This is a genomic window from Microlunatus endophyticus, assembly GCF_014646195.1.
Taxonomy (GTDB): Bacteria; Actinomycetota; Actinomycetes; order Propionibacteriales; family Propionibacteriaceae; genus Microlunatus; species Microlunatus endophyticus.
Genome location: NZ_BMMZ01000005.1, coordinates 48,431 through 66,258 on the forward strand (window position 1 = coordinate 48,431; position 17,828 = coordinate 66,258).

Annotated in this window: 15 protein-coding genes and 1 pseudogene; 8 read left to right on the forward strand and 8 right to left on the reverse strand. The window is 69.2% G+C overall.

Annotated features, from left to right (window positions below; translation table 11 throughout):
- The first annotated feature begins 340 nt into the window (after positions 1-340).
- Together IEY07_RS11335 and IEY07_RS11340 are read left to right on the forward strand one after the other, a co-directional pair.
- Complete coding sequence (locus IEY07_RS11335; protein WP_188895497.1) at positions 341-1,399, forward strand: potassium channel family protein; 1,059 nt, start codon at positions 341-343, stop codon at positions 1,397-1,399.
- Entirely contained in the window at positions 1,396-2,598 is a 1,203-nt protein-coding gene (locus IEY07_RS11340; protein WP_229669979.1) for an aminotransferase-like domain-containing protein, read from the forward strand. The genes IEY07_RS11335 and IEY07_RS11340 overlap by 4 nt, the downstream gene beginning before the upstream one ends.
- Here IEY07_RS11340 and IEY07_RS11345 read toward each other — a convergent pair.
- Positions 2,570-4,177: a DUF6297 family protein gene (locus IEY07_RS11345; protein WP_188895498.1), complete on the reverse strand. Its 1,608-nt coding sequence runs from the start codon at positions 4,175-4,177 to the stop codon at positions 2,570-2,572. The genes IEY07_RS11340 and IEY07_RS11345 overlap by 29 nt on opposite strands.
- A gap of 232 nt (positions 4,178-4,409) precedes the next feature.
- Positions 4,410-5,060: pseudogene (locus IEY07_RS11350) on the reverse strand (ABC transporter ATP-binding protein); the annotation flags it as partial.
- A gap of 78 nt (positions 5,061-5,138) precedes the next feature.
- On the opposite strand from IEY07_RS11350, the gene IEY07_RS11355 reads away from it, so the two are divergent.
- On the forward strand, positions 5,139-6,932 hold the full coding sequence (locus IEY07_RS11355; protein WP_188895499.1) for a TM0106 family RecB-like putative nuclease: 1,794 nt from the start codon (positions 5,139-5,141) through the stop codon (positions 6,930-6,932).
- Here the strand turns inward: IEY07_RS11355 and menD are convergent.
- Both menD and IEY07_RS11365 read right to left on the reverse strand, forming a co-directional pair.
- Entirely contained in the window at positions 6,907-8,565 is a 1,659-nt protein-coding gene (menD, locus tag IEY07_RS11360; protein WP_188895500.1) for a 2-succinyl-5-enolpyruvyl-6-hydroxy-3-cyclohexene-1-carboxylic-acid synthase, read from the reverse strand. The genes IEY07_RS11355 and menD overlap by 26 nt on opposite strands.
- On the reverse strand, positions 8,562-9,584 hold the full coding sequence (locus tag IEY07_RS11365) for an o-succinylbenzoate synthase (RefSeq protein WP_268239212.1): 1,023 nt from the start codon (positions 9,582-9,584) through the stop codon (positions 8,562-8,564). Before IEY07_RS11365 ends, menD begins: the two co-directional genes overlap by 4 nt.
- A 136-nt stretch (positions 9,585-9,720) precedes the next feature.
- On the opposite strand from IEY07_RS11365, the gene IEY07_RS11370 reads away from it, so the two are divergent.
- The 3 genes from IEY07_RS11370 (at position 9,721) to IEY07_RS11380 (ending at position 12,851) form a co-directional block, all read left to right on the forward strand.
- Complete coding sequence (locus tag IEY07_RS11370; RefSeq protein WP_188895502.1) at positions 9,721-10,983, forward strand: AMP-binding protein; 1,263 nt, start codon at positions 9,721-9,723, stop codon at positions 10,981-10,983.
- 32 nt (positions 10,984-11,015) lie between these two features.
- The gene (locus IEY07_RS11375) at positions 11,016-11,903 is read left to right on the forward strand and encodes a 1,4-dihydroxy-2-naphthoate polyprenyltransferase (protein WP_188895736.1); all 888 of its coding nucleotides are present in this window, start codon (positions 11,016-11,018) and stop codon (positions 11,901-11,903) included.
- 78 nt (positions 11,904-11,981) lie between these two features.
- Positions 11,982-12,851, forward strand: coding sequence for a glycosyltransferase family 2 protein (locus tag IEY07_RS11380; protein WP_188895503.1), 870 nt, complete (start codon positions 11,982-11,984; stop codon positions 12,849-12,851).
- Between the two features lie 120 nt (positions 12,852-12,971).
- On the opposite strand, the gene IEY07_RS11385 is transcribed toward IEY07_RS11380, so the two are convergent.
- A complete protein-coding gene (locus tag IEY07_RS11385; RefSeq protein WP_188895504.1) occupies positions 12,972-13,868 on the reverse strand; it encodes a CDP-alcohol phosphatidyltransferase family protein in 897 nt (298 codons plus the stop codon).
- Between the two features lie 76 nt (positions 13,869-13,944).
- On the opposite strand from IEY07_RS11385, the gene IEY07_RS11390 reads away from it, so the two are divergent.
- Complete coding sequence (locus IEY07_RS11390; protein WP_188895505.1) at positions 13,945-14,202, forward strand: PLD nuclease N-terminal domain-containing protein; 258 nt, start codon at positions 13,945-13,947, stop codon at positions 14,200-14,202.
- Entirely contained in the window at positions 14,199-14,807 is a 609-nt protein-coding gene (mobA, locus tag IEY07_RS11395; protein ID WP_188895506.1) for a molybdenum cofactor guanylyltransferase, read from the forward strand. Before IEY07_RS11390 ends, mobA begins: the two co-directional genes overlap by 4 nt.
- A 16-nt stretch (positions 14,808-14,823) precedes the next feature.
- On the opposite strand, the gene IEY07_RS11400 is transcribed toward mobA, so the two are convergent.
- Genes IEY07_RS11400 through gnd form a run of 3 tightly spaced genes read right to left on the reverse strand, consistent with a single transcriptional unit; the run spans position 14,824 to position 17,778 of the window.
- The gene (locus IEY07_RS11400) at positions 14,824-15,825 is read right to left on the reverse strand and encodes an SDR family NAD(P)-dependent oxidoreductase (RefSeq protein ID WP_188895507.1); all 1,002 of its coding nucleotides are present in this window, start codon (positions 15,823-15,825) and stop codon (positions 14,824-14,826) included.
- 1 nt (position 15,826) lies between these two features.
- Complete coding sequence (locus tag IEY07_RS11405) at positions 15,827-16,345, reverse strand: gluconokinase (RefSeq protein WP_229669980.1); 519 nt, start codon at positions 16,343-16,345, stop codon at positions 15,827-15,829.
- Positions 16,342-17,778 carry an NADP-dependent phosphogluconate dehydrogenase gene (gene gnd, locus IEY07_RS11410; RefSeq protein ID WP_188895508.1) on the reverse strand — a complete coding sequence of 479 codons (1,437 nt, stop codon included), beginning with the start codon at positions 17,776-17,778 and terminating at the stop codon, positions 16,342-16,344. Before gnd ends, IEY07_RS11405 begins: the two co-directional genes overlap by 4 nt.
- Positions 17,779-17,828 lie beyond the last annotated feature (50 nt).

A 17,828-nucleotide genomic window follows, 5' to 3' on the forward strand; every position in this document is an offset into this window, starting at 1 on the left:
GGCGGGTCGTATTGCCACCTCGGGACATCAGATTGGCCCTCGAAGGAGCCGGCGCATTCGCATCTCCCAGCGCCGGCGCAGACGGTCGGTAGGAACGGGGATGCTGCTGACGATCGGCCACAACGGCTTCCGTCCCGAGCCCCCAGATGTGGGCTCCGTTGACGTACACCGAAAGCGACCGGATTCATCCTGAGTCCCGTCTCACGAACCAACGGCGCAATTCACGTTACGCCACCACTGAACTGGCGACAACTGCGGTCCTGCTCTCGTGTTGCGGCGGCGGCTCGCCCCCTTGCACTGGCACGATGGTCGGCAGTCGACGTGAGAGGGACATCGCCCGGTGCTGGTTTGGCTGATCCTGCGGGCCGCCGCTTCACGGCTTCGCGGTTGGCGGCTGTATGTGCTGATGCTGGCCGCGGTGTTCGTCATCGCCTGGGTGATCATGCTGATCGCCGAACCGTCATCGGCCGCGATCACCAGGCCGAAGAATTTCTGGTGGTGGTTCCTGGTGACCGCCTTCACGGTGGGCTACGGCGACTTCACCCCGGTCAGCGTCGCCGGTCGGATCGCCGGGGTCCTGGTGATGATGACGGCCATCGGCATCGTGGCGGCATTGGTCGGAGACGTCCTGGACGCGGCTGCCGCGCGACGGACCAAACGGATGAAGGGAGTCGCCCGCGTGGACAAGACCGATCACTTCGTGATCCTCGGCTATGCCGCCGACCGGACCGGACCGTTGGCGGAGCAGCTCTGTGACGACAAGGGGGCGCACGTGGTGATCTGCGCGCTTCCGGAACAGGCGCACGAGCATCCGTTGCCGCACCGCGACGACGTCAGCTTCGTCCGCGGCAACTTCCGCGATCCGCAGGTGCTCGACCGGGCCGGCATCGGCAACGCCCGGGCCGTGATCGTGGACGAGCACGACGGTGACGACGACGGGGCGATCGTCACGACGCTGCTGGTCCACCAACTGCATCCCGATCTGCACGTGGTCACCGCGGCGCATGACACCGACACCACCCAGCGGCTGCTGCGGACCTTCGGTCCACAGCTCGAGTGTGTCGAGCGCCACGATCTGCCGATGCTCAGCGAGGCCGCTGCGGTCCCGGGAGTGACCCGCTTCTACGCCGATATCAGGACCATCGGACGCGGTGCCGACACCTACTCCGTACGACTCCTCGACGACGCGAAGGGCCACCGGCTCGGCGATCTGATGTTCCGGCTCAAGGACACCCACAACGTCACCGTCTGCGCACTCGCCGACGACGGCAGCTTCACCACCAATCCCCCGTCGGACACCCGGCTCAACCCCGGCATGACGCTCTACTACATCGCTGATCATCGGCTCGGCTGGGAGGATGTACGGCCGCTGCTCGCCCCTGGCACACTGCCGTCATGATCCCGATCAGCAGCACCGCCCGGTCGATGACCTCCAGCGCCATCCGGGAGATCCTCAAGATCACCCAGCGGCCCGAGGTGATCTCCTTCGCCGGCGGGCTGCCTGCGCCGGAGCTGTTCCCGATCGAGGAGATCAAGAATGCCGCCGACCGGGTGCTGACCGATCATGGTCCCGCGGCACTGCAGTATTCGACCACCGAAGGTCACCTTCCGCTGCGGAACTGGATCGCCGAACGCAGCAGGATCTCGCCGGACATGGTGCAGATCACCAGCGGCAGCCAGCAAGGACTCGATCTTCTCGGTCGGGTGCTGATCGATCCGGGTGACGTGGTGCTGGTCGAGTCACCGACCTACCTGGGCGCCCTGCAGGCATTCGCGCCGTACGCTCCCCGGTTCGTCGAGGTCGCCACGGACGACGACGGGATCGTCCCCGAGGCTCTGGATGATCAACTCGCCGGACTGGACGCCAAGCTGCTCTACACGATCCCGACCTTCCAGAATCCCACCGGCCGTACGCTTCCGCTCGCCCGCCGCGAGGCGCTACTGGAGATCACCCGGCGCCGCGGCGTCACGATCATCGAGGACGGTCCCTACAACGAGCTGCGCTTCCGCGGCGGCGAGGTCGAGACGATCTTCGAGCTGGCACGCCGGGACAGCAGTCCCGACGAGCTCAACGTGATCATGCTCGGCACCTTCTCCAAGGTGCTCGCTCCAGGACTGCGGGATGCCTGGGTGCAGGGCCCACGGCATGTGATCGACAAACTCGTTCAGGCCAAACAGGCTGCGGACCTGCACTCCCCGACGCTGAACCAGATGATCATCACCGAGCTGCTGGACGACGTGCTGACCAACCAGATCAAGATCATCCGGGAGGCGTACGGACAGCGCGCCGCGATCATGATCGACGCGGTCGCCCGCAAGCTGCCGGAGGGTGTGACCTGTACCAACCCGGAGGGCGGGATGTTCTGCTGGGTGACGCTGCCGGACGAGACGATCGACACCGAGCCGATGCTGGCTGAGGCGGTCGACCGCAACGTCGCGTACGTCCCCGGACGGCCGTTCTACGCAACCGGTGCGCGCAGCAACACGCTACGGCTCAGCTACGTGACCTCGACCGAGGAGCAGATCCGGACCGGGATCGACGCGCTCGGTGCGGTGATCGCCGATCGGCTCAGCCGCGGCGTTCCCGCTCGGCTCTGAGCTGCTTCTGCTGCTCCTCGGCCTGGGACTTCATCGACTCCCAGTCCAGGCTCAGCAGCACGATCGCGACGATCGCCGCGATCACCAGCGAGATCACCGGGGACAGGCCGAGCAACAACGGCGCGGTGATCAGCAGCGCCATGTCGAAGCCGCGGATCAGGCCGATGATCAGGCCGGGCGGGATGGCACCGAACTGGCTCGCGACGGCCGGACCGCCGAAATTCGGCGGCTTGCCGGTGGTCCAGCGGACCGCTCCCAGAAAGCCCGCGGCGCCGGTGACGACGGCCATCAGGACCGCGGTGCCGAAGGGATGGTGCTCGCCCTCGAAGCCGAGGAATGCCGGCACCACCGCGATCGCCCAGAGCAGCGCGACGACCGCCGGGACGGCGACCACCGCACGCTTGATCGCCTTGGTCGAGAACGGCATGGACCGGGCCAGTCCGCCGGTCCGGGTCAGCACCCGCAGACCGTTCAGCATCGGCACCATCGCACCGAAGAGCACCAGCGCGGCGAAGATCGGCATCACGCTGCCCATCCCGAGCGCGTCGACGGCGTACGGGACGACCAGGCTGAGGGCCACCCACAGCAGCGGCTGCGGGCTGCGGGCCAATCGCTGGGCCTCGCGCCAGATCAACGGGGTCAGGCCGATCCCCCGGCCGGGCTTGGAGCGTACGTGGCCGATCTCCATTGCCCGGCGGTCGACGACGATGTCGCGGATCAGGCCGAAGTCCAATGCGAAGAAGGCGCCGGAGATGCCGCTGACCAGCGCACCGCCGGACAGCAGCCGGGTGCGGCGGATCTGGTTCAGCCGGCCGAGCGCAAGGACCGCCGACAGCACCAGCACGATCGCCGAGGCCGCGATCAGCGCGAAACCGATCTGGGTGCCGCGGGTGACGTCGATGGTCAGCGCCAGCCAGCCGGCCGCGACCGCGATCACAGCCAGCAGCGCGACCAGACCGACCAAGCCGAAGAGATAGCTGACCAGCCGGGTCGGCAGATGCCGCTCGGCACCCTGCTCGGCGGCGGCGAAGGCGATCGAGGCGGACGCGGCCAGGCCCGTACCGATGCCCCAGACGATGATCTCGTCCAGCGGCGAGCCGGTCAGTGCCGAGATCAGCCCGCCGGCCAGCATGCCGATCACCAGTCCGGCGATCGTGATGCCCAGCAGCCGCGGCCAGAGCAGCCGGCTGCGTTGCACCGGCGCGTCCAACAGCCAGAAGCCCTCGGCCGCGGATGCGAGCACCGGGCCGAAGAGCCGGCTGAGGACCAGCGCGGCGGCGACGCACAGGGCGAAGGTCGCCCAGGGCAGCAACTCGCGCGCCGACGTACACGCCTGGCTGCTGCATTCGGAGACCACGCCCTGGGCCTGGACGACGACGTTGACGATCATGGCGCCGACCAGCAGGAAGCCGAAGACGGCGATGTAACCGTCGGACAGTGCTTGACCGAGCGACCGGGTAGCCCGTCCGGTCCGCCAGTCCTTGATCATCAGCTTCAGCTCTTTGGCTGTTGCCGGATCCTCCGCGATCAGGGGGGCGCGCTGCCCGTTCTCGGCGAGCGGGAAGTCTGCGGTACTCATCGGTCACTCACCGGTTGCGCCGCTGGTTGGCCGTCGACCGCTGGTTGGGCGTCTTGGGCTTGCGGCCCTGGCTGGGCCGCGGCTTCTTGGCCGGCTGCTTCTGGGTCGTCTTCTGGGCGGGCTGCTGGCCGCCGGGCTCGGCGGTGGTCGGGGTCCCCGCCACCACGTCCTCGGGCGTCAGGCTCGGCTCGGCCAGGCTCTCGTCACGTGTCGGGGCCAGCGGCTCCCCGGCGCGAGCGGCTCCCAGGTGCAGGATCCGGGTCGCGACGGTGTTGACCAGGGACGGCTCGTGACTGGCGAACACGATCGCCAGACCGTTCTCCCGCTCTTCCTTGAGCCGGCCGGACAGCCAAGCGATGCCCTCGGTGTCCAGGCGCTGTTCCGGTTCGTCCAGGATCAGCAGTTTGCGGGGACGTACGAACGCGGTCGCCAGGGCGAGCCTGCGCCGCTGGCCTGAGGACAGCGTGCCCGGCAGCTGGCCGGACTGCGGGATCAACTGCACCTCGTGCAGGATCTCGTCGACCACCGGCTCCGGATCGCTCAGCCCATGGGCGCGGGCCAGCAGGTCGAGATGCTCGACCACACTCAGATCGGGGAAGAAGTCCAGGTCGTCGATGACCGTGGCCATATCGCGGCGGATCTCGACCGCGGACTCGGTCAGCTTGGTGCCGTTGACCTCGATGGTGCCGTCGTCGGGCTTGTCGGCGCCCACCAGGCAGCGCAGCAAGGTGGACTTGCCGGCGCCGTTGCGTCCGGTGAGCGCGACCGCCTCGCCCTCGCGCACCTCGAGATTGAACTTGTCCAGAATGGTCACCGGGCCGAAGGCGCGCCGCAGCCCGGACACCTTCAACACCACTGAACCGCGTTTTGCCATATAGAGCATTGTGCCCCACCCGACACACTCGCCCCGAATGCGCGGCGGAACGCAGGTTGTCGGCGCCGGGTGGCACCCTTGGCTGTCATGACGACGGCTGCCAGGACCAGGGATGCGGGGAAGTACACGGATCCGACCGGGGACACCGCCGGTGATCGATCCGCTTCCTTCGTGCTCGGCGCCTACGCGGCCCGCAGTTGCGCGGTCAAGACCCAGAACGCTTTCGACGCGACCATCCCGCTGCAGGCCCGGGAGGTCGACGACCGGCTGGCAGAGCTCTTCGAGGGCGGCGAGCAGTTCGAGGAGGAAGTGCTCGCCCAGCTGATCGCTGCGTACGGTTCCCGGGGCCAGGTGATCGATCTGCGGCTGGCCGACGAGTTGCCGGCCCACATCCAGTCCGGTGCGCTCGCCGAGGCCGTGGCCTCCGGCGCCGGCCTGATCGTCGGCGGCCTGCTGCCCCGGGACCCCGTCCGGCATCGGTCCGGCCGGCCCGACGTGCTGGTCCGCGGCGAGGATCGGGCCGACGGCAGCCCCGGCTATCACGTCGTCGACATCAAGCACCACAAGATCCACGAGCGCAAGAGACCGACGACCGCCCCGCGGCCAAACAGTTCGGTGCTGGTGAGCAGCTTTGAGGCACCGGCGCCCGACTTCGCCGACGAAGTCGCCGGCTACGGCTTCCGGCTGACCTCCCGGGAGGCGGATCTGCTGCAACTCGCGCACTATCAGCGGATGCTCGGCGATCTGGGTTGGGATGCGCCCGGCCGGCCGCTGGCCGGCCTGATCGGCACCGACGACTGGGCTCGGGAAGCGATGGTCACCTGGATGGACCTGGCCGAGCCGCTGTTGCGAACCTTCTCCCGTAGTGACGATTCGGGCTGGACGGCGCGCAGCGCCCTGGAGCGGTACGACCACGAGCACGCCTTCCGGGTCGACGTCGCCAGGATCGCTGCCCGGCAGACCGGCCGGCCCGACGACCCGCCACTGCTGGTCCAGCCGATCGTGGTGGCGGAGTGCTCCGGCTGCCAGTGGTGGGACTACTGCCGCTCGAAACTGCCCGACGACGACGTCAGCCTGCGGATCGGCAAGGGCTCGCTCGACGTCCGCGAGATTGCCACCCTGCGGGCGCATGGCATCTCCACCGTCGATCAGCTGGCCGGCGTCGATCTGGACGAGTTGTTCGGCTGGTATCTGCCGGAGGTCACCCATCGGGCCGGCGCCGAGGAGCGGCTGCGGCAGGCCGCCCGCCGCGCCCGGTTGATCACCGCCGGGGTGGAGTACGAGCGGATCACCAGCGGTCCGATCGAGGTGCCAGGCGCCGAGCTGGAGATCGACTTCGACATCGAGACCACCGTCGAGGGGACGATCTATCTGTGGGGCTTCCGCGACTCCAGTGACGGGGTCTACCACCCGTTCGCCGATTTCACCGAGGTCGATGCCGAGGACGAGCACCGGCTGGCGGTCCGGGCCCTGACCTGGTTGCGAGAGCAGGCCGAGCAGACCGGCAGCGTACGCGTCTACCACTACAGCGGTTTCGAGACCGCCGCGCTGCGACGGCTGGCCGAGGCTCATCCGGCGGAGCCGATCTTCAGCTGGGCGCTGGACTTCGCGGCCGAGCACTTCTGCGATCTGCTGACCCTGGTCAGGCAGAACTACTTCGGCGTGCACGGCATCGGGCTCAAGCCGGTGGCCACGGCCGGCGCGGGTTTCGCCTGGCGCGACGACGACGCCGGTGGCTTGAACTCGACGCGCTGGTTCACCGACGCGGTGCACGCCGAGTCGGCGGAGCTGCGCGAGCTGGCCCGAGTGCGGGTGCTCAACTACAACGAGGACGACGTGATCGCCACGGCCCGGGTCAGAGCGTGGCTGCGAGCGAGTTGAGCCGCTCGTCCAACGTCCGGCGGTGATCGCGGTCGACGCGTACGTCGATGATCTCCAGTCCGTGTGGCGGGAGCCGGAGGTGCTCGCGAAGATCGTCGAGTCTGGTGATCTTGAGGTAGTCGACGCCTGAAGCTGCTGCGATCCCCGCCAGATCGGTCCCATGCGGTGTGCCGAAGAGTCGCTCGAAAGCGCTCATCTGGGCCGGATGACCTTGTTCCAGGGTGGCGAAGATGCTGCCGCCGTTGTCGTCGGCGACGATGAAGCGCACCCGCGGCCGCGGTTCGGCCGGACCGATGATCAAGCCGTTCGAATCGTGCAGGAAGGTCAGATCGCCCAGCAGAGCGTGCGCCGGCTGGTCGGCGGCCAGCGCCAGGCCGATCGCCGTCGACACCGAGCCGTCGATCCCCGCCAGGCCGCGGTTGGCGTAGGTCACGGGCGGCGTTGCGGACCGGCCGGCCAGGTCAAGATCACGAATCGGGTTGGACGATCCGACGAAAAGCAGGTCCTCGGCCCCGAGCGATTGCCAGACCAGCTCGGCCAGCGCCGGCCCGGTGATCATGGGCGCGTCGGTGGCCGGATCGGCGATCGTCCGGGTGATCAGGGGCCGCAGTGCCCGGTCCGCCTGCTGCCATCGGGCCAGCCATTCGTCGGGTCCGTCACTTTCGGCGGACCCGGGAGACAGCTCGAAAGCCGCAATCACCCGGTCGGCGTTCATGGCCGGATCGCTCCACTCCGGAGCCGCATCCACGATGATCAACTCGATGTCCTGGCGTTGCAGCAGTCGCGTCACCGGACGGGACAACGTGGTGTGCCCGACGACGATCACCCGTTCGATGTCGTCGACCAGTGACGACTGCAACAGCAGCCGATAGCTGCTGATCGCGGTGCCGCCGCCGCGGGCGTTGCTGGACGGCTCGGCGAGCAGCGGGATGCCGGCCCGTTCGGCGATGGCGGCGATCTCCGCACCATCCTCGGGCGGCAGATCACCGGCGACCACCACGGTCTGCGGGCCGACCGGCAACCGGGTGACGGGAGGCCGCCCGGTGCTCGGCGTGACCTCGCGGTAGTCCTCCTCGATGGCATCGACCGGCTCGGGCACCAAGGGCTCGGAGAAGCCGATGTTGACGTGCACCGGTCCGCCGATCATGCTCCGCAGACCGGAGGCGGCGACCAGGGCACGGTTGAGCTGGAAGCGCCAGGCCCGCGGGGCAAGATCATTACTGGACAGCTGCACCTCGGCCCGGACGTGCCCGGCGAAGAGTCCGGACTGCCGGGTCGTCTGGTTGGCACCGGTGTTGACCACCGACAGCGGCCGGTCGGCGGTGATCGCGATCAACGGCACCCGAGAGTGCCAGGCCTCCATCACCGCAGGGTGCAGGTTGCCGGCGGCGGTGCCGGACGTGGTGATCACCGGCACCGGCGTCGCGGATCCTTTCGCCAGCCCGAGTGCGGTGAAGGCGGCACTGCGCTCGTCGATCCGGATGTGCAGCCGTAACAAGCCGATCTTGTCGGCCTCGAAGAGTTCGTACGCCAGCGGTGCATTCCGCGATCCGGGTGCCAGCACCACGTCTCGGACGCCGTAGCTGATCAACTCCTCGACCACGACCCGGGCGCAGGCCGTCGACCCGGTCACCGCGCCACGCCCTGGACGGTCGTCCCAAGATCATCGACCAGCAGATCATCAAGCTCCAACTCGGCCAGCTCCAGGGTCTCGGCGAGCCGGGCCGCCCAGCCGTCGGCCAGCTCGTCGGACGCCCTGCACCTGCCGACGGCGCCGGCATCGATCTCGAGGTCACCGACCGGCAGCGTCCCGTCCACCGCGACCAGCGGCGCCCGGGCAAGATCATCGGCCAGCAGCCGAATGGTGTTCAGCCCGCAGGCGTACGGCAGCTCGGGCAACGCGGCCGCGAGAGCGATCCCGGCCCGGATCCCGATGCTGGTCTCCACGGCACTGGACACGACGACCGGCAGCCCGATCCGCTCGGCGATCTCCAGGCAGGCCCGCACCCCGCCCAGCGGCTGCACCTTGAGCACGGCTATGTCGGCGGCCTCGAGCTCGGCGACCCGGTAGGGATCTTCGACGCGCCGGATCGACTCGTCGGCGGCGATCGGGACCGCGACTCCGCCGGCCCACAGCCGACGCCGCAGCCTGGCCAGGTCCTCGACCGCGGCACACGGCTGTTCGGCGTATTCGAGATCGAACGCGCTCAGGTCGGTCAATGCCGCGTACGCCTCCTCGATGTCCCAGGCGCCGTTGGCATCGACCCGGATCCGGCCCAGCGGTCCGAGCGCATCCCGGACGGCCGCGACCCGCGCCAGATCCTCGCCGGCACTCTGCCCCGGTTCGGCGACCTTGATCTTGGCCGTCGTACAGCCGGAATCGGTCGCCATCCGGAATGCGACCTCCGGGCCGACCACCGGGATCGTGCAATTGACCGGCACCCGGTCACGGACCGGATCCGGAAAGTCCTGGGTTGCTTGCTCCCGGGCGGCTCTCAGCCAGGGCACGATCTGGGCCGGGGTGTAGTCCTCGAACGGGCTCCATTCGGCCCAGCCGGCCGGTCCTCGCCAGACCATTCCGCGGCGTTCGGTGATTCCGCGGAACCGGGTGCGCATGCCGATCGCGTAGGTGGTGATGGCGAGCCCGGGCACGGGCCCCAGTCTAGGGAGTGCCCAGTCCAGGAGTACGCCGCTGCCACAGGCCGGCTTTCGCCCCGGCCGGGACCGCGGGGCAGACTGTTGCAGTGAGTGTGAGTGGGCATGTGAGTGGGCATGGTGAGCAGGCATCGTGAGCGGTAGCGCGGAGCAGCTGCGGGTGCTGGATGCGGATGCCGACCTGGGCACCGTGGCGGACGCGGTTGCCGACGCGCTGACCGCCGGCCGGCCGATCGCTCCGCTGCCAGCCGACCCGACCGCCGCCGAGCAGGTGATGGCCATGCTGCAGCCGCAGCTGCCGGTCACCGAGGACGATGCCGCCGTCGTGGTATCGACCTCCGGTTCGACCGGTGTTCCCAAGGGCGTCGTGCTGTCCCGGACTGCGATCCGAGCCTCCGCGTCCGCGACCGAGGAGCGTCTCGGCGGCCCGGGGCGCTGGCTGCTGGCGCTGCCCACCCACTACGTCGCGGGGTTCATGGTCGTCGCCCGCGCGGTGGCGGCCGGCCGGCCGGTGCACCAGGTCGGCCGGGATCTGTCCGGTCTGTCCCGGTCGGTGGAGGCCGGTGACGGGCGCAGTTATCTCTCGGTGGTCGGCACCCAGCTCACGCGCGCCCTGCGCGATCCGGTACTGAGTGCCGCACTGGCCCGCGTCGATGTGGTGCTGCTCGGCGGCGGTCCCGCCGACCCGGCCCTGCTGGAACGGTCCCGGCAGGCGGGAATCACGGTCGTCACCACCTACGGGATGAGCGAGACCTGCGGCGGCTGCGTCTACGACGGAGTCCCGTTGCCCGGTGCCACGGTCACCCTCCAACCCGCCGAGGGGTCGCAAAATCCCTCATCTGTACGGGGTGTCGTCGAACCGGAGACTCCTGGACCCCGCGAGGGTCGGGTCCTGCTCGGTGGACCGATGGTCTTCTCCGGTTACCGTCTCAATCCCGAGCTGACCGCCGCGACGCTGCTCGACGGCCGGGTCCGCACCAACGACCGTGGCGTGCTCGCCGACGGTATGCTGCAGGTCCTCGGCCGCTTCGACGACGTGATCATCTCCGGTGGACTGAAGATCGACACCGCGGCGGTCGAACAGGTCGCCCGGCGATGGCCGGGCCTGGACGGCGAGATCGCGGTAGTCGGCGTACCTGATCCGGAATGGGGTACGCGCCCGGTCGCATACGCCGAGAGCTGGGCCGGGCAACTGGACACTGAGGCGCTGCGCGGCTATCTGGCGACCCGGCTGGCCCGCCACGAACTGCCGGACGTGGTCGTCCTGGCGACGTTGCCGCGGACCAGCAGCGGCAAGATTGATCGTGAGGCGCTGCGGCGAGGGGGCCTCGAACCCGCGACACACCGCACAGATCAGGGAATAAGTGACTCCTCTGCGGAAAGGGGCGGTGCATGAGTGAGGCTCAGACCATGCCGGGACTGCCGGGGATGCCGAATCTGTCGCAATGGGTCGCCGGTGCCCGGCCGCGTACGCTGCCGCTGTCGATCGCCCCGGTGATCGCCGGCTCCGCCACGGCCTACGCCGGCGGCTCCTTCAAGGTCGTCCCGGCAGTGCTGGCACTGGTGCTCAGTGTCGCGCTGCAGATCGGGGTCAACTTCGCCAACGACTACTCCGACGGCATCCGGGGCACCGATGCCGACCGGGTCGGTCCGATGCGCCTGGTCGGATCGGGCGTCGCGCGGCCGGGCCTGGTGAAACGCGCGGCGTTCGGCTGTTTCGGCCTGGCCGGGATCCTCGGGCTGGTGCTGTTGGTGCTGTCCTGGCAGTGGTGGCTGATACCGGCCGGGATCGCCTCGATCCTGGCGGCCTGGTTCTACACCGGCGGCAAGCACCCGTACGGCTACCTCGGCCTGGGCGAGGTCTTCGTCTTCGTCTTCTTCGGCCTGGTCGCGGTCTGCGGGACGACGGTCGTTCAGTTGGGGCGGATCGACCTGGCGACCCTGCTGGTGGCGATCGCGGTCGGTTTGTTGGCGGTGGCCGTGCTGGTGGTCAACAACCTGCGTGACATCCCCGGTGACCGGGTGGCCGGCAAGCGCACCCTCGCGACGCGGATCGGGGCACCGGCGACGCGGGTCCTCTTCACCGGGCTCGCGGTCGGCGCCGCGGTGGCGTACGTCATCACCGCGGCGGTCGCCGGCTGGTGGGCGCTGCTGGCCCTGGTCGGGATCGGCTACCTGGTTCCGCAGCTGGTGACGGTGCTACGGGGGGCCGTAGGCCGGGACCTGATCCCGGCACTGAAAGCCGCCGGGCTGGCCTGCCTGATCTCGTCGATCGGGCTTGCCGTCGGCTTGATCATCGGCGCCGCGATCGGCTGAGTCATACCTGATCCTCGGCCTCGCCGACGCGGGTCGTGAATCGGTGGTGACTGCCCGGTGGCCGTACAGTTAACTTCCATGTCGCACACGCCTCGGGTCAGCATCATCGTGCTGTCGATGGGAGACCGGCCCGAGGAATTGGACAAGTGCCTGCGCAGCGCCCTGGCCCAGACGTACGGCTCGTTCGAGGTGTTCTGCGTCGGCATGGGCTGGCAGCCGGAGGGGTTGCCGGACGGCGTCCGGTGTGAGGGACTCGAGGAGAATCTCGGGTCCCCCGGTGGCCGCAACTACGCGGCCGGCCGGGTGTCCAGCGAGGTCTTCATGTTCCTCGACGACGACGCCTGGTTGCCCGACCCGGAGTTCCTCAGCAAGGCGATGGTGATCTTCGACCGGTGGCCGCGGCTGGGGCTGCTGGCACCCCGGCTGTCCGACGAATCGGGTGTCACACTGCGGCGCTGGGTGCCCCGGGCCCATGTCGGTGACCCGATGGATTCGGGTCCCGCCTTCACCTGCCCGGAGGGGGTCTCGCTGTATCGCCGGCAGGCCTGGGAGGAGGTCGGCGGCTTCCCGGGCAACTTCTTCCACGGGCACGAGGGCGTCGACGTCTGCTGGCGGATGCGCGATCGCGGCTGGGATGCCTGGTACGAGGCGAGCCTGACCGTCCACCATCCGGCGCTGCCGCCCGGACGGCATGCCTACTATCTTCGGCTCAATGCCCGGAACCGGGTCTGGGTGGCGCGCCGCAACCTGCCGGCGCCGCTGATCCCGGTCTACGTCGGGATCTGGACCGCCATCTCGCTGGCCCGCAATTCCGGCGACTGGGAGTCGGTCAAGTCCTGGGTCTCCGGGTGGAACGAGGGCTGGCGTACGTCCCCGGGGCTGCGCGAGCCGATGCGCTGGAAGACAGTCGCCAAGCTGGCCCGGCTGGGTCAGCCGCCGATCATCTGAGCGCGGTCAGTCCCGCCGCATCCGCGGCCGCCGGAGCCTTCGTTGTCGGCCGTCGCCGTGCGTTTCATGCCCCGTAATGCCAGACGCACAGGCCGCGTACGGGATCGGGGCGACCCCGGGCTACTCCGCCGAGGCGGTGGGATCCGCTTCCGGTGCAGCGGGTCGGGGTGCGGGCTCGGGCGCCTGCGGTCGCAGTCGGCTCGAGGCCAGGATGGCGACCAGGTAGCCGAAGGCGGTCAGCGCCGCCAGTGGCAGGCTGACAATCGCCCAGATCCGCAACAGCCCTTCGTGTCCCAGCGGATGCAGCAGGTCGACGGTGGCGAGCACGAAAAGGATCAGCGAGTATTCGATCGCCCCGAAGGCCCGGAAGAACGGGAAGAAGCGCAGCAGCCCGCGCAGCGACCGCAGCCCGTTGGACCGGGGCGCGGCGATCTCGCCGTCCTCGGAGAGCTTCGGCCAACCGGAATAGGTCCGCGCCACATGCACCAGATCGCCGAACGCCTTCTTCAGCAGGACCAGGATCGCAGTCGCCATGCCGAGGATCGTCCAGCCCGCCGCATGCGCCGGACCGCCGTCCAGGTGCAGTCCGAAACCGATCGGCAAGGCAGCCTCGACGACGTAGTGACAGATCCGGTCGATGTAGACGCCCGCAGCCGAGGACTGCCCGCGCCAGCGGGCGATCTCTCCATCGGTGCAGTCGATCATGATGCTGAACTGGACCAGGGCCGCCGCGACCAGGAACGGCCACCACCCCGGCAGCAGCAGCACGGCCGCCGCGCCGACACCGATGATCGCGATCCACCAGGTCACCGCGTTGGCGCTGATGCCGGTCGGCAGCAGCAGCCGGGTGATGTAGATCGAGCCCTTCCGTAGATACAGCGCACCCGCCCAGTGCTCGGAGTTGCGACGCCCCAGCACGGTGGGCGGCTGGGACACCGCCCTCAGCTCGGCCATCGACGGATGGTTGCCCCGCGGGCTCGCCGGATCGGGACGGTCGGGGCACACGGCGTCAGGCATACCGGCCAGCATAGGGTTCTCAGGCCCCGCTCTCAGAGACCGGCCGACGGCATGCCGAGCGGGTTATCCTGGCCGCATGGGTCGGTTTCTGCCAGTGGCCTTGGCGATTCTGCTCGCCATCTACACCCTCGTCGAGGTGGCGCAGGCCCCGACGTACGCCGTTCGCCGGATGCCCCGCTGGGGTTGGGCGACCGCCATCATCCTGCTCCCGATTCTGGGCGCGGCCGGCTGGTTGTTCCTGGGCCGTCCCTCGTCCCAGTCCCGTCGCGAGAATTCCTACACCGCCCGGCCGAAAGCACCCGACGACGACAACGACTTCCTCAGCGGTCTGTGACGACCGCCGCCATCGTCTTGGCCGGCGGCACGTCGCAGCGCTTCGGCTCGGACAAACTCGACGCCCCGCTCGCCGGCGTGCCGCTGCTGCAGCATGCTGTCCGGGGTCTTCCCGACGACTGGTTGTTGATCATCGTCGGGCCGCACCGTGCACTGCCCCGGGCGGCGCTGTTCGTCCGTGAGGACCCGCCGGGCGGCGGACCCGGCGCCGGTCTGGTCGCCGGCGCCCGGGCAGCACGGGACGCCGGGGCGTCCATGATCGCCACGATGCCGGGAGACGCGCCCTACGGCAGTGCCGCCGCGCAAGAACTGGCCGCGACCTTGATCGACTCCCTTGCCGGGATCGGTGCGGTGATCGGTGTCGATGCCACCGGAGTCGATCAGCCCCTGCAACTGGCCGCTCGCGGTCCGGCCCTGCGGATGCTGGCCCAACGCTCCGGTACACACAACCTGCGCGCCCGCAGCCTGCTGGATGATCTTGATGCCGCAACCGGGGTCGTACGCCTCCGGTTGCCCGCGGCGCTGACCGCCGACGTGGACGTCCCCGAGGACCTGGCCACGCTCAGCCGGGACCGGGTCCTGATCAGACCTGACGATCAGACCTGACGATCAGACCTGACGATCAGACCTGAAGATCGAACTTGACGCCGGTACGCTGCTCCGCCGCCTGCCACCAGCGGCTGCCGACCTGCGGATCGGCCATCAGCGCCCGCGGTCGGATGATCCAGGGCTCGCCACGGGACACCCATCGCGGTCCGATGTACTCCCCGCCGGTCAGTTCCGGCGCGGTGGCCGCGTAGACCTCGCAATCGGCACCCTGGTCCGCCGGTGTGGCCAGCGCACCGGTGAAGAAGTTGATCGCCCGGTTGATCGGATCGGTCTGGTGGGCGAAGAGCTCGGTCGCTGCCCAACCGGGGTGGGTCAGCAGCGAGATCACCCGGTGCCCGGCCACCTGGAGCCGGCGGTCCAGCTCGAGGGCGAAGATCCCGCAGGCCAGCTTGCTCTGCGCGTACGCGATCCCCGGCTGATACCAACCGCGCTCGTTGAAGTGATAGTCGACCGACGGCAACGCCCGTGCGGCCAGGCTGCTCACCGAGACCACCCGCGCATCGCCGGCTGCGTGCAGCGCCGGCATCAGCAAGGCGGTCAGGACGAAATGTCCCAGCACGTTGGTCGCTGCCTGCAATTCGAAACCGTCGGCGGTGATCGTCCGCTTCGGCAGCATCGAGATCCCGGCGTTGTTGATCAAGACATGTACCGGCCCGCGGGACAGCTGATCACCGGCGAACCGGCGGACCGAGGCCAGCTCGGCAAGATCAAGATCAGCCAGCTCGAGCCGGGCGTCGGGCACCGTCGCACGGATCCGTTCGGCAGCAACCCGGCCGCGCTCGGGATTGCGGACTGCCAGCACGACCTCGGCACCGCGCGCAGCGAGTGCAGCCGCTGCGCCCAGACCGATCCCGGCGCTCGCACCGGTGATGATCATCCGCCTACCCAGCTGATCGAGCCCGGCCTGCTGATCGAGCCCGGCCTGCTGATCGAGCCCGGCCTGCTGATCGAGCCCGGCCTGCTGATCGAGCCCGGCCTGTTGTTCGGACCTGCGTTCTTGATCGGACCCGGGCACCTCAGCCTCCCAGCTGCAATTCGTGCATCGCCTGGTCGGCGATCACGTCCGGGCGGCCGCCGACATCCACTACACAGCCGTCCTCGCCGGGCTGCAGCGCCTCCAGCGTGGCGAACTGCGAGTCCAGCAGGGACGCCGGCATGAAGTGTCCGCGGCGTCCGGTGATCCGCTTCCTGATCACCTCATGATCACCGTCGAGGTGCACGAAGACCACCCGGGCATGCGCCTGCCGCAGCACGTCGCGGTAACTGCGCCGCAGCGCCGAGCAGGTCAGGATCACACTGCCCGGCGCGGCGTCGATCCAGTCCCGGAGCGCCTCGAGCCACGGCAGGCGGTCGGCGTCGGTGAGCGGGGTGCCGGCGTGCATCTTGGCGACGTTGGCCGCCGGATGGAAGTCGTCGGCCTCGGCCTCCGGCCACCCGAGGCGGCGGGACAGGATGCCGGCGATGGTCGTCTTGCCGGATCCGGAGACCCCCATCACCACCACCGCCGTCTTGTCCGGCAGCGGCGCAGTGGTCACTGCTGGGTTTCCGAACGATCCCGGCTCCACTCGGTGTGGAAGGTGCCCTCCTTGTCGACGCGTCGATAGGTGTGCGCGCCGAAGAAGTCCCGCTGCGCCTGGACCAGCGCCGCCGGCAGCCGCTCGGCGCGGATGCCGTCGTAGTAGGACAGCGAGCTGGAGAAGGCGGGCACCGAGACCCCATTGGTCGCCGCGCCGGCGACGATCCGCCGCCAGGACTCGACACCGGAGTTGACCGCGTCGGCGAAGTAGTCGTCGGCCAGCAGCAGCGGCAGCTCCGGATCCCGCTCGTAGGCCTCGGTGATCCGATTCAGGAATCGGGCCCGGATGATGCAGCCGCCGCGCCAGATCCGCGCCATCGCGCCGCGGTCGATGTCCCAGCCGTACTCCTTGCTGGCGGCCGCGATCTGGTCGAAGCCCTGGGAGTAGGCGACCACCTTGGACGCGTACAGGGCCTGCCGGACGTCGTTGATGAATTCGTCCCGGTCGGTGACCTCCCAGGTGGCGGCCTTGCCCTCGAGCTTCTGCCGCGCGGCCTCCCGCTGCGGTGTCGACGCTGACAGCGACCGCTCGAAGGTCGCCTCGGCGATACCGGTGATCGGCACCCCGAGGTCAAGAGCGTTCTGCACGGTCCAGCGGCCGGTGCCCTTCTGCTCGGCGCGGTCCAGGATGATGTCGACGAACGGCTTGCCGGTCTCGGCGTCGACGTGGCCGAGCACCTCGGCGGTGATCTCGATCAGGAACGACTCCAGGTCGCCGGAGTTCCACTCCTTGAAGATCTCCGCGAGCTCGCCGGCCGAAGCCCCCAGGCCGATCCGCAGCAGGTCGTACGCCTCGGCGATCAGCTGCATGTCGGCGTACTCGATGCCGTTGTGCACCATCTTGACGAAGTGCCCGGCGCCGTCGGAGCCGACGTAGGTGCAGCACGGAACGCCGTCGACATGGGCGGAGATCTTCTCCAGCATCGGCCCGAGCGATTCGTACGACTTCGGCGAACCACCGGGCATGATCGACGGGCCGTTGAGCGCACCTTCCTCGCCACCGGAGACACCCATCCCGACGAAGTGCAGATCGTGCTCGGCCAGCGCCTTCTCCCGGCGGATGGTGTCCGGGAAGTGCGAGTTGCCGGCGTCGATGACGATGTCGTCAGGCTCGAGCAGCGGCACCAGCTGGTCGATCACCGCATCGGTTCCGGGACCGGCCTGGACCATGATCACGATCCGCCGCGGCCGTTCCAGCGACGCGACGAAGTCCTCCAGGGACTCGCTCGCGACGAAGTCACCCTCGCTGCCGTGTTCGGCAATCAGCGACTCGGTGCGCGCGTAGGTCCGGTTGTGCAATGCGACCCGGTAGCCGTTGCGGGCGAAGTTCCGGGCCAGGTTCCGGCCCATCACTGCCAGGCCGGTGACACCGATCTGGGCGAGTTCAGACATCTCGACTCCTCAGCATGCTGTAGTACCGACGGACCTCGTAGTCCGGCCCA

Coding starts and splice junctions, on each gene's coding strand:
- IEY07_RS11340 (WP_229669979.1), top strand. CDS start 1,396: ATGATCCCGATCAGCAGCACCGCCCGGTCGATGACCTCCAGCGCCATC.
- IEY07_RS11345 (WP_188895498.1), bottom strand. CDS start 4,177: ATGAGTACCGCAGACTTCCCGCTCGCCGAGAACGGGCAGCGCGCCCCC.
- IEY07_RS11355 (WP_188895499.1), top strand. CDS start 5,139: ATGACGACGGCTGCCAGGACCAGGGATGCGGGGAAGTACACGGATCCG.
- IEY07_RS11375 (WP_188895736.1), top strand. CDS start 11,016: ATGCCGAATCTGTCGCAATGGGTCGCCGGTGCCCGGCCGCGTACGCTG.
- IEY07_RS11380 (WP_188895503.1), top strand. CDS start 11,982: ATGTCGCACACGCCTCGGGTCAGCATCATCGTGCTGTCGATGGGAGAC.
- IEY07_RS11385 (WP_188895504.1), bottom strand. CDS start 13,868: ATGCCTGACGCCGTGTGCCCCGACCGTCCCGATCCGGCGAGCCCGCGG.
- IEY07_RS11390 (WP_188895505.1), top strand. CDS start 13,945: ATGGGTCGGTTTCTGCCAGTGGCCTTGGCGATTCTGCTCGCCATCTAC.
- gnd (WP_188895508.1), bottom strand. CDS start 17,778: ATGTCTGAACTCGCCCAGATCGGTGTCACCGGCCTGGCAGTGATGGGC.